Consider the following 12,636-nt stretch of genomic DNA (forward strand, 5'->3'; position numbering starts at 1 on the left):
CGCGCAGGCCCTGCTCCTCGGCCTTGGCCTTGGACTTGGAGCCCTCGTGCAGACCGACGCGCACGTCGACACCGGAGTCGCGCAGCGACAGGGCGTGAGCGTGGCCCTGGCTGCCGTACCCGATGACCGCGACCTTGCGGCCCTGGATGATGGACAGGTCGGCGTCGGCGTCGTAGAACAGCTCAGCCATGGTGTTTCTCCTCCTGGGATCCCACCGGACATATGTGCGCGACCGGTGGTCGGAACATGTGAGTTCGCAGCGTCGAACGTTGCCATGTGTGAAACGGTGAAGGGAGGCCGTCTCAGCGTGTGGGACGGAGGTCTCACCCCTCTCTTCCGCCTCGACCCACTCGCTCTCCTGACCTTCCTCGCCCCTTCTCACCCAGCAAGGGGCGAGGGGACGGCGAGGGCGCGATAGCGACCCCGGTGGAAGATCAGTGGGTCGCGTGACGGTTCTGCCCGCAGGGCGGTGACCCGGCCTACGGCGATGGTGTGGTCGCCGCCGTCGTACTCGTGGACCAGGGCACAGGAGATCCACGCGCAGGCGCCCTCCAGCAGGGGCGCGCCGTCCGGGCCCGGGGACCACGCCACGCCCCGGAACTTGTCGCCGCCCGACCGGGCGAAGGCGTCGGCGAGGCGCTGCTGCTCCTCGGCCAGCACGTTGACGCAGAAGGCACCCGAGGCCCGTACGAGCGGCCAGGTGCGGGAGGTGCGGGCGGGTGCGAAGGAGATCAGGGGTGGTTCGAGCGACAGGGACACGAAGGACTGGCAGGTGAGGCCGACGGGGCTGTCCGGCCCGTCCGCCGTCACGACGGCGACGCCGGATGCGAAGTGCCCGAGCACGGCGCGGTGGGCGGCCTCGCGCACGGGGCCGGGAGCGGGAGGATCGGTCATGGTGGTGCGCCTCGGTCTGGTCGTGTCGGGGTGGGGGAGAGAGGGCCGGTGCGGTCGGCGGGGAGCGGTGTCAGACCATGGGGCTGACAGGCCGTTCGTCGCCCACCAGGGCCCGGCCATACATCTCCCGGGCGAGTCCGGCGTTGAGCGTGGGGTGCCGGGCCGCCGTCTCCAGGTCGTGCCAGTAGCGCTGGACGGCTGCGGTCCGGGAGAAGCCGCTCGCTCCGCCCACTGTGAGCAGCAGTTGCACCGCCTGGCGCAGACAGGTCGAGGCGTGTCCCACGTCCATGCGCACCCGGGCCCGTTCCAGAAGGGTGGGAGCGTTCGGCGAGGCCGCCGCCGTGTCGACGGCCTCGGCGGAGCGTGTGAGGTGCAGGGAGGCGGAGTCGATCAGGGTGGACGCGTCGGCGAGGGCGGCCTGGACACTGGGGGAGTCGGCAAGGCGGCGATGCAGGGACATCGCCATCGGCTTGCCGCCCTCGACGCTCTCCAGCGTCATGTGCAGGACGGCGCGGGCGGTCCCGAGCAGTGGCGCGAGCAGCGTCAGCGTCATGGATCCCGGAGGGACGCGGTACAGCGCCTCGTCGCCCCGCTCGTCGCGTGCCACCACGTCGGAGAAGCTGCGGACACGGTGGTATGGGACGAAGACGCCGTCGGCGACGAGGGTGTCACTGCCCGTGCCGCGCATCCCCGCCATGTCCCAGGTCCGCTCGATCGTCAGAGGGCCCGTCCGCACCAGGGCGACCCCCGGATCGGACCCGCTGCCGTCGGCGCGGGCCAACGGCACGCCCAGCACACCCCATTCGGCCTGGTGGCAGCCCGACGCCCATGGCCACCGGCCCGAGACCAGCAGCCCTCCCTCGACCGGCTTCGCGGTGACCCCCGCGCCGCTGAACACCCCGCACATGGGCACGTCGGGACCGTCCCCCCAGAGTTCGAAGCGGGCCTTGTCCCCGAAGGACGCCGCGATCTGCTGGGCGCCGTAGGAGAGCATGACGACCCAGGCGCTGGACGGGCAGGCGAGGCCCAGCTCGGCCAGGACGTCCAGGCAGGCGGTGACGGGGAGTTCGAGTCCGCCCTGGCGCTTGGGCGTGCCGAGCCGGAACATGCCGGCAGTGAGCAGCGACCGTGCGGCCTCGGGCGTGAGGCGGCTGTCCCGTTCGGCGGCGTCGGCCTCGCGGCGCAGGAGGGGGGACAGGGCCCGGGCGGCCTCAACGAGTGGACGGGCAGACTCGGCGGTGGGCGGGGCGTTCAGAGGATCCAACCGATTCATCATTGCTCCAAAACCTATACGGACCCAAGAGTCCACTTATCGTCTCACGGTACACGGATGCGCAAGTGCGGAAGTTCACGGGCGTGGTGCAGGACCCGGGCGCCCTCCGAGACCGCGTGCGCGTACCGGGGGGCGGCCCGGGGGCTTCGGCGGGCACAATGGGTGGGTGAATTGTGTGGAGACGAGTCCGAGCCCTGTCGAGTCCGGCGCGCCCCAGCGACGGGCCGACGCCCGTCGCAACCACGAGCGTGTCTTCGCCGCGGCGCTGGACCTCTTCCAGGAGGCGGGTCTCCAGGCCACCGTGCCGCAGATCGCCGAGCGGGCCGGGGTGGGCAAGGCCACCGTCTACCGCAGCTACCCCACCAAGGAAGACCTCGTGGCGGCCGCCGTGGACCACCGGCTGGCCGGTCTGCGGCACCTCACCGCTCCCGCGCTCGCCCAGGAAGACCCGGGCCGGGTCTTCGGCGACTACGTCCTCAGTCTCTTCGAGGGCCTCGCCGGTGACCGGCTGCTCTCCGAGGTGCTCGCGGACGCGGGGTTCAGGAGTGTTTCCGGGCTGTTGGACCAGTTGTCGGACCTGATGGAGGCGGCCAAGTCCGCCGGAGCCGTCCGCGCCGACGCCACGACCCTCGACCTGCGGGTGGTGCTCTGCGGCATGGCGGTCCAGCTGATCAGGATCGCGGAGCGGGACCCCGCACTGTGGCGTCGGTACGGCGAGCTGACGCTCCAGGCGCTGCGTCCCTGAACCGTCGGCTGGCGTCCGGGCGGGGGCGTGGCTGCTCCGCCTCATGGATGGCGGCTCGGGTACCCGGGGACGCGGATGGTCAGGTCGACCGTGCCGGACACCGCCCGCGGCAGGGCGGCGCCGAACCGGCGGGCGATGGCGAGCATGGGCGCGTTGCCCACGTCGGTCAGCACCGTGATCGTGCGACCGCCGTGCCGTGTCGCGTGATTGACGGCGCAGTGGGTGAGCAGGGTGCCGATCCCGCGGTATTGCCACTCGTCCTCGACCAGCAGCCCCAGCTCGGACACACCTTCCTTGCCGGTGTGCATCAGGTGGGAAACGGCGACGGCGCGGTCCGGGTCGTCGTGCAGGTCCATGATCCAGGTCGCCCCCAGCACGGGGTCCGTCAGATGCGCCCACTCGGCCTCCCCGAGCCGCTGCCGGGGCGCCTGATAGCGGTGGTACCGGGACATCGCGGTGCACCGCAGATGCATGGCGTTGACCCTGCCGAGGTCCTCGGCGCGGGCGGGGCGGACGCGAACCGTCTCACCGGTTGCGATGACGTGGACGGTGCCCTCGTCGAGGGCGGGGGCAATGCGACGGCCCTGACACATGGTGTCACCTGTCGGTCGGGGGAGCGGGCGCGGACGGACCCGGGGAGCCCGCCGCTCGGGCGGGGGTCCCCTTCGGTATGTGTCCAACGCTTCCGACGGGTGCATGTGTTCCCCGTGGAGAAGTGTGCGTGCTCACACATGTGCGGCCCGGGGCCTGAGTAGGAGGGCCGTGGTCAGTGCACGGCCGTCGGGACCTGCTCTTCACCCTTGGCGACCCGGACCAGATGCACTGCCGTACTGGCCCAGTCGCCCGGCGTCAGCTCGGGACCGAAGCCGTACTCGGCGAGCACCGTCGCGTGGTGAACGTCTCCGGTGCGCACGTCGCGGTAGCGGGCCCCGGGGGTGAGGCCCCGCAGCCGCACCGGCGGTTGTGCGACCCCGTGCCGCGGTCCGCGCCGCCAGGCCAGCACCAGGACCTCGGAGCCGTCCTCCGCCGCGTACTGCACGACCGTCGGCTGCTCCCCGTGTGGCCCGGACAGCCGGTGGAGCGCGCCGTGCTGGACGAGGTGGCGTACACGTTTGTACTCGGCGACCAGTTTCGCGCCCGTCTCCAGCTCCTCCTCGGACCAGCGGGTCAGATCGCCGCCGATGCCCAGCAGCCCGGCCATCGCGACGTGGAAACGGAAGCGCAACGGCACCGTCCGCGCGGTCAGCTGGTTGGGCACGTCGGTCACCCACGCGGACATCGCGCGCGCGGGATGGATCTGGCCGAAGCCGTGCTGGATGACCAGGCGGTCGACGGCGTCGGTGTTGTCCGAGACCCACGCCTGGTCGGTGCGCCGCAGAACGCCCAGGTCGACGCGGCCGCCGCCACCGCCGCACGCCTCCAGGCGCAACCCGGGGTGGTCGGCGCGCAGCCGGTCGAGGACCCGGTACAGGTTGGCCACGTAACCGGTCCACAGACGGTCGTGGCCGTCGGGCCGGCCGGGCCAGCCCGCCTCGCTGAAGGCGCGGTTCATGTCCCACTTCAGGAAGTCGATCCCGTGGTCGGCGACCAGTCGGGTCAGCCAGTCGTACGCCCAGTCGGCGACATCGTCGCGGGCGAAGTTCAGCACGAGCTGGTTGCGCAGTTCGCCGCGTGGCCGGCCCGGCAGGTGGAGCACCCAGTCGGGGTGGGCGCGGTACAGGTCGCTGTCGGGGTTGACCATCTCGGGCTCCACCCACAGGCCGAACCGCATGCCCAGCCCGTGCACCGCCGCCACCAGCGGGCCCAGGCCGTCGGGGAAGCGGTCGGAGGGCGTCCAGTCGCCGAGGCCCGCGTGGTCGTCGCGGCGCCCGCCGAACCATCCGTCGTCGACGACGTACAGCTCCACGCCGAGGGCGGCGGCCCGCTCGGCGAGTGCCTTCTGGCCCGCCTCGTCGACGTCGAAGCCGGTGGCCTCCCAGGAGTTGTAGAGCACGGGCGCCGTCTCGTCGGCGTACGGCAGGACATGGGCGCGCGTGTAGGCGTGCCAGGCGCGGCTGGCGGCACCGAACCCGCCGTCCGTGCACAGCCCGGCGAAGACGGGGGTGGTGAACTCCTCGCCGGGGGCGAGCGGCACGCACGTGCCCTCGTGGCCCACGCCACCGGTGAAACCCGCCCGCCCGTCGGGGGTGCGCTGCACGGTGATCCGCCAGCTTCCGCTCCAGGCGAGGGCCGCGCTCCACACCCGGCCGTGGTCCTCGCCGGCCTCACCCGAGTCGAGCATCAGCCACGGGCCGGCGTGATGGCTGGTGATGCCCCGTCTGCTGGTCAGCACGGTCTCGCCCCGGGGCAGCGGCTCGCGGTGCAGCTGACTCTCCGCGGACCACTGCCCGGTGACGTGACTGACCCGGTACCCGGGCAGCGGCGGCAGGGACCAGGCGGCCGAGTCGGTCCGCGGCAGCGACAGGTGCCCGGTGCCCGCGTTGCGCAGCACGGTGCGGCGCTCGATGACGTCCGTGTCCTCGCGCACCGTGTAGTGCAGGGCGACGTGCAGCGGGTAGAGGCGGTCGCGGAACTCCAGGACCAGTTCGGCGGCGCCGGGCGCCGGTTCGAGCACCCGGTGTCCGCTCGGCTGCCACTCGAAGGCGCGCGAACCGTCCTCGTACCGCACCTGGAGCGAGGGCGGGCCGTACCGGGGGCCGCCGTCGACGGGGTACTCCTCGCCGACCGTCGGCCGCCCCTCGAAACTGCTCGCCGCCACGGCGGGGGGCGCCACCAGCTCGTCCGCCGCCGCCGGAGACAGGCGCGGTCCCCAGGCGAGGTGGCAGGGGGCACCCGTCTCGTCGATCCGCAGGGCGTACGACGTGCGTGGGGTGGACAGCAGCCAGACCCCGGTGTCCGGGGCGTGGGAGATCATCGGCATCGGGCCTCACGATCGAGAGTCGGGCGGAGCGGCGAGCGCCGTGGCGGGTGTCGTCAGAAGCCAAGCGCTTCCTTCGATCAGATGTCAACGCCTCGCGCTGAGCGGGTATTCGCAAGCTGGAAGGTCAGTGAGGGCGGACTTCGGGAAGTTTCTGTTTCTTTCATTGACAGCAGAAAATAAGGCGCCTAGGTTCCCCGCCATGTCCCCGCCCCCTTCGGCCGAGGCGTTCCCCGCCAACACGCCGACCGCCGCGCAGATCTTCACCACGGTCCTGTCCGAGGGGCCGCTCACCCGCCTGGACCTGGCGCGGCGGGCCGGGCTCTCCGCCGCCGCCGTGACCAAGGCGGTCCGCCCCCTGATCGGGGCCGGATACCTCGTGGAGGACGTGGACGAGGACGCGCGCCCGGCGCTCGGCAGGCCGGCCAACCTGGTACGGGTGGACGGCGGGCGGGCGCTGTTCATCGGCATCAAGGTGACCGGCGACGAGATCATCGGCGTCCTCACCGACCTGCGCTGCCGGATCATGGTCGCCCGGCATCTGCCGCTGGCCGACCGCGATCCGGGGCCGGTGCTCGCCTCGGCCGCCGAACTCGTGCGGGAGCTGCTCACCGAGGCCGACGGACTCGGCGTACGCGTCGTGGGGTCGGGCATCTCCGTCTCGGGCGACGTGGACCGCGCCGAGGGCGTCGTACGCTACTCGCCGTTCCTGGGCTGGCGGGACGTGCCGCTCGCCTCGCTCGCCGCGGAGGCCACGGGACTGCCGGTCACGGTCGACAACGACGTGCGGGCCCTGACGGTGGCCGAGCAGTGGTTCGGCGCCGGCGTGGGGCTCTCGGACTTCGCTGTGGTCACGGTCGGCGCCGGCATCGGCTGCGGCCTCGTCGTCCACGGGAAGGTGGTCGCGGGGGCGCACGGTGTGGCCGGGGAGATCGGACACGTCACCGTCGACCCGGCCGGTCCGCCCTGCCACTGCGGCAACCGCGGCTGTGTCGAGGCGATCGCGGGCGACGCCGCGCTCGTCCGCCAGGTCGGTGCCGCCACCGGCACCCACGTCACCGACGTCGCGCAGGCGCTGGCCCTCGCCCGCCAGGGCGTCCCCGGGGCGCGCGCGGCCTACGCGCGGGCCGGCGAGGCCATCGGCCGGGGCATCGCCACCGTGGCCAACCTCCTCGGCCCCGAGCGCGTGATCATCTCCGGCGAGGGCCTGGCCGCCTACGACCTGTTCGCCGAGCAGATCCGCGACGCCTTCGCCGCCGCGGCCTTCGGCTCCGCCGCCCAGTGCGACCTGCGCACCCGGCCGCTGCCCTTCGAGGAGTGGGCCCGCGGGGCCGCGGCCACCGCCATCCAGTCCTTCATCCGCTCGGACGCGTACTAGCGCGGACGCGTACCAGCGCGGACCGGTGCGCGCACCGAGCGCGGACCGGTCCGCACGCCGCACCAGCACGGAGGCTCGCCGGGCACACCCCGCGCCGCCCCCCGTACGTCCAGCACGACCCAGCCGACAGCCCGACAGCACGACTCAGCCGACAGTCGACCAAGCCGACAGCCCGACCCTCATGCCCGAGGAGCAACGATGACGCAGCGGAGCCGCATACCCCTCGCCGTGCCCGGTCCTGGCGCCGTCCCGGCCCTGCCCGGTCCGGGCCGGCGAAAGGTCGTCGGCGGACTGTTCGGCGCCGGTGCCGCCGCCCTGGCCGCGCCCCTGCTCACCGGCTGCGGCGGGGGAGCGGGGGCCGACCCGAAGACCGTCACCTTCGGGTCCAACGGCGCGGACGCCACCCCCAAGTCCGCCTACGAGGCCGTAACGAAGGCGTTCACCAAGGACTCCGGCCTGAAGGTCAAGACGAACACCGTCGACCACGACACCTTCCAGAAGTCCATCACCAGCTACCTCCAGGGCACGCCGGACGACGTGTTCACCTGGTTCGCCGGGTACCGCATGCAGTACTTCGCGAAGAAGGGCCTGTGCAGTCCCCTCGACGACGTCTGGAACAAGATCGGCGACGGCTTCGGCGAGGCCACCCGGCAGCTCTCGCGCGGCGAGGACGGCACGTACTACTTCGTGCCGCTGTACAACTACCCGTGGGCCGTGTTCTACCGGAAAAGCCTCTTCCAGGAGCGCGGCTACGAAGTCCCCCGCAAGTGGGACGAGTTCGTCGCGCTGGCCAAGCAGATGAAGAAGGACGGGCTCTCTCCGGTCGCCGCCGGCTACGGCGGCGGGGACAGCTGGTCGGTCCTCGGCGCCTTCGACTACCTCGACCTGCGGGCCAACGGCTACGACTTCCACATGTCGCTGCTGCGCGGCGAGGTCTCCTGGACCGACAAGCGCACCGCGCGCGTCTTCGACCTCTGGCGCGAACTGACCCCCTACTACCAGCGCAGCGGCGGCGGCCGGTCCTGGCAGGACGCGGCGCAGTCGCTGCTCGACAAGAAGTCCGGCATGGCGGTCATCGGGCTCTTCCTCGGTCAGCAGATCACCGACGAGTCGATCCGCTCCGACATCGACTTCTTCGCCTTCCCGGAGATCGACCCCGCCCACGGACAGGACGCCGTGGAGGCGCCCACCGACGGCTTCATGCTCAGCCGCAAGCCCAAAAACGAGGACGGCGCCAAGAAGTTCCTGGAGTTCCTCGGCGGTGCCGCCGCCGAACAGGCCTACATGGGCGTCGACCCGAGCAACCTCGCCGTCAACGAGCTGACCGACACCGGTTCGTACAACGACCTCCAGAAGAAGTCCGCCGAACTCATCGCCTCCGCCCGGCACATCAGTCAGTTCGCCGACCGGGACAGCGACCCGGGCTTCATCTCCACCGTCGTGCTGCCCGGCCTGACCGAGTGGCTCGGCCACCCCGACGACGCCACCGCCACACTGAAGAAGATCGAGTCCCAGCGCTCGCGCTTCTTCACGGCCTGACCAGGCCGGAAAGGCCCGATCGTGTCCTCGACACCCTCGACACCCTCGACACCCCCGACATCCCTGACCTCTTCGACCTCGTCGAATCCGTCGACCTCCCCGCCTTCCGCGTCCCCGGCGGCACCGCCGCCGCCCGCCGCGTCCCCTGCGGCCGTCGCCGGCCCGGCGCCGCGCTCCCGGCCCTCCCGGCTGGGCCGTGGCGACCGGCTCTTCCTGGCGGCCGTCATCGGGCTGCCGCTGGCCGCCCTGCTGGTCTTCGTCTGGCTGCCCGCGCTCGCCTCCGCCGCCCTGTCGTTCACCACGTGGGACGGCATCGACCTGTCCGACATCCACTGGACCGGCGTAGAGAACTACACCCAGATCCTCACCAACTACCCGCCGTTCTGGCCGGCCGTCCGCCACAACGTCGTCTGGCTGCTGTTCACCGCCCTGCTGCCGACCCCCTTCGGCGTCTTCCTCGCCTACCACCTCGACCAGAAGATCCGCTTCACCCGCGTCTACCAGACGGCGATCTTCCTGCCGATGGTGCTGTCCCTGGCCGTCGTCGGGCTCATCTGGGAGATCATCTACAACCCGGACACCGGACTGCTCAACAGCCTGCTGGGCGCTGTCGGCACCGGCCACCACGTCGACTGGCTCGGCGATTCGGACCTCAACCTGTGGGCCGTACTCGTCGCCTCCGGCTGGCGGCACACCGGCTACATCATGATCCTCTACCTGGCCGGCCTGAAGAGCTTCGACCCGGCGCTGAAGGAGGCCGCCGCCCTCGACGGGGCGAACGGCCGCCAGACCTTCTTCCGCGTCATCCTGCCCGCGCTGAAACCGGTCAACGTCATCATCGTCGTCGTCACCGTGATGGAGTCGCTGCGCGCCTTCGACATCGTGTACGTGCTCGGCGGCGGCACCGGCAGCAAACCCGGCATGGAACTGCTGTCCCTGCTCATCACCGACAACATCATCGGCGAGTCCGGGCACATCGGGTACGGCTCAGCCCTCGCCGTCGTCCTGCTCCTGGTCTCCCTGGCCGCCATCGGAGCCTTCCTCGTGCAGACCTTCCGCAAGGAGGACCGATGACCACCAGCGCACCCCGCCCGGACCTGCGCTCCCGGCCCCCACGCCGGACCACGGCGGACGGCACCCGGCCCCGGCCGCCCCGCGACACCGGCCGCCACGTCCTGCTGGCCACCGTCTCCGTGCTGTGGCTCGTCCCGCTGCTGTGGGCCGTCTACACCTCGCTGCGGTCCTACGGCGACACCGCCCAGCACGGCTACTTCTCGCTGCCGCACAGCTTCGGCCTCGGCAACTTCACGGACGCCTGGACCCAGTCCGGCATGCCGCACTTCTTCCTCAACTCCGTCCTCATCACCGTCCCCGCGGTCCTGGGCACCCTGCTGTTCTCCGCCGCGGTCGCCTTCTTCGTCACCCGCTTCGACTTCCGGCTCAACCTCGCCCTGCTGATGCTGTTCACCGCGGGCAACCTGCTGCCGGCCCAGGTCCTCATCACCCCCCTGTACCGGCTCTACCTCCTCATCCCGCTGCCGCCCGGGATGAGCGACTCGCTGCTCCTCTACGACTCCGCCTGGGGCATCATCGCCATCCACATCGCCTACCAGTGCGGCTTCTGCACCTTCGTCCTCAGCAACTACATGAAGACGATCCCCAAGGAGATCTCCGAGGCGGCCCTCGTCGACGGCGCGCAGGTCTGGCGGCAGTTCTTCCAGATCATCCTGCCGCTGTGCCGCCCCGCCTTCGCGGCCCTGGCCACGCTGGAGTCGATCTGGATCTACAACGACTTCTTCTGGCCCCTCACCCTCATCGAGACCGGGGACAAACGCCCCATCACCTCGGCGCTGGCCAACCTCCAGGGCCAGTACTTCACCAACCCCAACCTGATCGCGGCCGGCGCCCTGATGACCGCGATCCCCACGCTGCTGGTCTACTTCGCGCTCCAGCGCCAGTTCGTCAGCGGACTCACCATCGGCTCGGGCAAGGGCTGAGCCGACCCGGCCCCACCTCGCCGTACCCCACCCCCAGGAGGCACGACCGATGCGGTCATCCCCGTACTCCGCCCTGTCCGCACGCGGTGCGAGAGCCACCGTCGTGCTCGCCCTCGCCGCGGGCCTCACGACGACGGCGCCGGCCGCCCTCGCGGACACTGCCGCGCCCGCCGCCCGGACCGCTCCGGCCGTCCGCACCGCCGCCGTGGAGCAGGGCCTCGCCGCCAAGCCCTACATGGGCTGGTCGAGCTGGAGCATGCAGTCGTCGAAGTACCCCGGGCTCAACCCGGACGGCGACTACAGCTGGCTCACCGAGGCGAACGTCCTCAAGCAGACCGACGCCCTCGCCGCCAAGCTCAAGAAATACGGCTACGAGCACGTCAACATCGACGCCGGCTGGTGGCGCGACAAGGCATGGACACCGGAGTTCGACCGGTACGCCCGCCAGAAGCCCGACCCGGTGCGCTTCCCCCGGGGCATGAAGGCCGTCGCCGACCACATCCACGCCAAGGGACTCAAGGCGGGCATCTACCTCCCGGTCGGCCTGGAGAAGGAGGCCTACGCCGACGGCAAGGCGCCCATCTGGAACGCCGACGGCTGCACCACCGCCGACATCGTCTACGACGACCTGCGCACCACCAACGGCTGGGACAGCGCGTACAAGATCGACTTCTCGGACCCGTGCGCCCAGAAGTACATCGACTCCCAGGCCCGGCTGTTCGCCGACTGGGGCTACGACTTCCTCAAGCTCGACGGCGTCGGCCCCGGCTCCTTCAAGAGCGGCGAGAACTACGACAACGTCGCCGACGTCGCCGCCTGGCACCAGGCGATCGCCCGCGCCGGGCGCCCGATCCACCTGGAGATCTCCTGGTCCCTGGACATCGGGCACGCCGCCGACTGGAAGAAGTACTCCAACGGCTGGCGCATCGACACCGACGTCGAGTGCTACTGCAACACCCTCGTCTCCTGGGAGAGTTCGGTCGACGACCGCTGGGACGACGCCCCCGCCTGGACCCGCCACGCGGGCCCCGGAGGCTGGAACGACCTCGACGCCCTCGACGTGGGCAACGGCGAGATGGACGGCCTGACCAAGGCGGAACGGCAGAGCTACGCCACCCTGTGGGCCATCGCCAAGTCCCCGCTCTACACCGGCGACGACCTCACCCGGCTCGACCCCTACGGCCTGTCCCTGCTGACCAACCGCGAGGTCATCGCCGTCGACCAGGGCGCGGGACCGCCCGCCCGGCCCGTCACCGCCTCCGACCCCCAGCAGGTGTGGGCCGCGAAGAACCCCGACGGCACCTACACCGTCGCGCTGTTCAACCTCGCCGACGCCCCGGCCGCCGTCACCGCCGACTGGGCGACCCTCGGCTTCACCGGCAAGGCCGCCGTCCGCGACCTGTGGAACCACGAGAACCTCGGCACCCACCAGAACAGGATCACCGAGGCCCTGCCCGCCCACGGCTCGCGCCTGTTCACCGTCACCCCGCACGGCAAGCAGCTCCACTTCACCGGGTACGAGGCCGAGTCCGCCGCGAACACCCTGACCGGCAGCGCCTCCGTCGCCGACTGCTCCGCCTGCTCGGGCGGCAAGAAGGTCGGCAACCTGTACACCGGCGGCAAGCTCACCTTCGCCGACGTCGTCGTCCCCAAGGCCGGCACCTACCAGGTGCGCATCACCTACGTCAGCGGCGACCCCCGGCCGGCGCTGGTCTCCGCGGGCGGCGGCGCCGGGGCGCGCCACGCGTTCGCCGCCACCGGTGACTGGGGGACCCCGGCGACCGTCAGCGTCCCCGTCACCCTCAAGGCAGGCCGCAACACCGTCACCGTCGACAGCGGCGACGGCTACGCGCCCGACATCGACCGGATCGATGTACCCGCTTCGTCCTGACC

At 71.5% G+C, this 12,636-nt stretch carries 10 protein-coding genes and 1 pseudogene; 6 read left to right on the forward strand and 5 right to left on the reverse strand.

Translation table 11 applies throughout. The features are described 5' to 3' along the window. The 3 genes and pseudogenes from IE258_RS39200 to IE258_RS39210 all read right to left on the reverse strand — a co-directional run. Window positions 1-190, reverse strand: a pseudogene (locus IE258_RS39200) (ketol-acid reductoisomerase); the annotation flags it as partial. 188 nt (window positions 191-378) lie between these two features. Then, complete coding sequence (locus tag IE258_RS39205; RefSeq protein ID WP_189750571.1) at window positions 379-894, reverse strand: flavin reductase family protein; 516 nt, start codon at window positions 892-894, stop codon at window positions 379-381. A 70-nt stretch (window positions 895-964) separates the two neighbouring features. Continuing rightward, window positions 965-2,158 (reverse strand): acyl-CoA dehydrogenase family protein, encoded by a 1,194-nt coding sequence (locus IE258_RS39210; protein WP_229892727.1) that lies wholly within the window; start codon window positions 2,156-2,158, stop codon window positions 965-967. A gap of 184 nt (window positions 2,159-2,342) precedes the next feature. Here IE258_RS39210 and IE258_RS39215 point away from each other — a divergent pair, with 184 nt between their 5' ends. Beyond that, window positions 2,343-2,912 (forward strand): TetR/AcrR family transcriptional regulator, encoded by a 570-nt coding sequence (locus IE258_RS39215; protein ID WP_189750573.1) that lies wholly within the window; start codon window positions 2,343-2,345, stop codon window positions 2,910-2,912. Window positions 2,913-2,953: 41 nt separating this feature from the next. On the opposite strand, the gene IE258_RS39220 is transcribed toward IE258_RS39215, so the two are convergent. After that, entirely contained in the window at window positions 2,954-3,505 is a 552-nt protein-coding gene (locus IE258_RS39220; protein WP_189750574.1) for a GNAT family N-acetyltransferase, read from the reverse strand. Between the two features lie 173 nt (window positions 3,506-3,678). Beyond that, window positions 3,679-5,832 (reverse strand): alpha-galactosidase, encoded by a 2,154-nt coding sequence (locus IE258_RS39225; protein WP_189750575.1) that lies wholly within the window; start codon window positions 5,830-5,832, stop codon window positions 3,679-3,681. Between the two features lie 199 nt (window positions 5,833-6,031). On the opposite strand from IE258_RS39225, the gene IE258_RS39230 reads away from it, so the two are divergent. The 5 genes from IE258_RS39230 to IE258_RS39250 all read left to right on the forward strand — a co-directional run bounded on the left by IE258_RS39230 (window position 6,032) and on the right by IE258_RS39250 (window position 12,634). After that, window positions 6,032-7,207: an ROK family transcriptional regulator gene (locus IE258_RS39230; RefSeq protein ID WP_189750576.1), complete on the forward strand. Its 1,176-nt coding sequence runs from the start codon at window positions 6,032-6,034 to the stop codon at window positions 7,205-7,207. Window positions 7,208-7,405: 198 nt separating this feature from the next. After that, on the forward strand, window positions 7,406-8,746 hold the full coding sequence (locus IE258_RS39235) for an ABC transporter substrate-binding protein (RefSeq protein WP_189750577.1): 1,341 nt from the start codon (window positions 7,406-7,408) through the stop codon (window positions 8,744-8,746). A gap of 63 nt (window positions 8,747-8,809) precedes the next feature. After that, window positions 8,810-9,820: a carbohydrate ABC transporter permease gene (locus IE258_RS39240; RefSeq protein ID WP_189750598.1), complete on the forward strand. Its 1,011-nt coding sequence runs from the start codon at window positions 8,810-8,812 to the stop codon at window positions 9,818-9,820. Further along, window positions 9,817-10,743 carry a carbohydrate ABC transporter permease gene (locus IE258_RS39245; RefSeq protein ID WP_189750578.1) on the forward strand — a complete coding sequence of 309 codons (927 nt, stop codon included), beginning with the start codon at window positions 9,817-9,819 and terminating at the stop codon, window positions 10,741-10,743. The genes IE258_RS39240 and IE258_RS39245 overlap by 4 nt, the downstream gene beginning before the upstream one ends. Window positions 10,744-10,792: 49 nt before the next feature. Then, window positions 10,793-12,634, forward strand: coding sequence for an alpha-galactosidase D (locus tag IE258_RS39250; RefSeq protein ID WP_189750579.1), 1,842 nt, complete (start codon window positions 10,793-10,795; stop codon window positions 12,632-12,634). The last annotated feature ends 2 nt before the right edge of the window (window positions 12,635-12,636 follow it).

The sequence above is a fragment of the Streptomyces tendae genome, assembly GCF_014650435.1.
GTDB lineage: Bacteria > Actinomycetota > Actinomycetes > Streptomycetales > Streptomycetaceae > Streptomyces > Streptomyces tendae.

Bases quoted from the DNA above. Each gene is read 5' to 3' on its own strand.
- IE258_RS39245 (WP_189750578.1), top strand. From the start codon at position 9,817: ATGACCACCAGCGCACCCCGCCCGGACCTGCGCTCCCGGCCCCCACGC.
- IE258_RS39220 (WP_189750574.1), bottom strand. From the start codon at position 3,505: ATGTGTCAGGGCCGTCGCATTGCCCCCGCCCTCGACGAGGGCACCGTC.
- IE258_RS39250 (WP_189750579.1), top strand. From the start codon at position 10,793: ATGCGGTCATCCCCGTACTCCGCCCTGTCCGCACGCGGTGCGAGAGCC.
- IE258_RS39230 (WP_189750576.1), top strand. From the start codon at position 6,032: ATGTCCCCGCCCCCTTCGGCCGAGGCGTTCCCCGCCAACACGCCGACC.
- IE258_RS39205 (WP_189750571.1), bottom strand. From the start codon at position 894: ATGACCGATCCTCCCGCTCCCGGCCCCGTGCGCGAGGCCGCCCACCGC.
- IE258_RS39235 (WP_189750577.1), top strand. From the start codon at position 7,406: ATGACGCAGCGGAGCCGCATACCCCTCGCCGTGCCCGGTCCTGGCGCC.
- IE258_RS39225 (WP_189750575.1), bottom strand. From the start codon at position 5,832: ATGCCGATGATCTCCCACGCCCCGGACACCGGGGTCTGGCTGCTGTCC.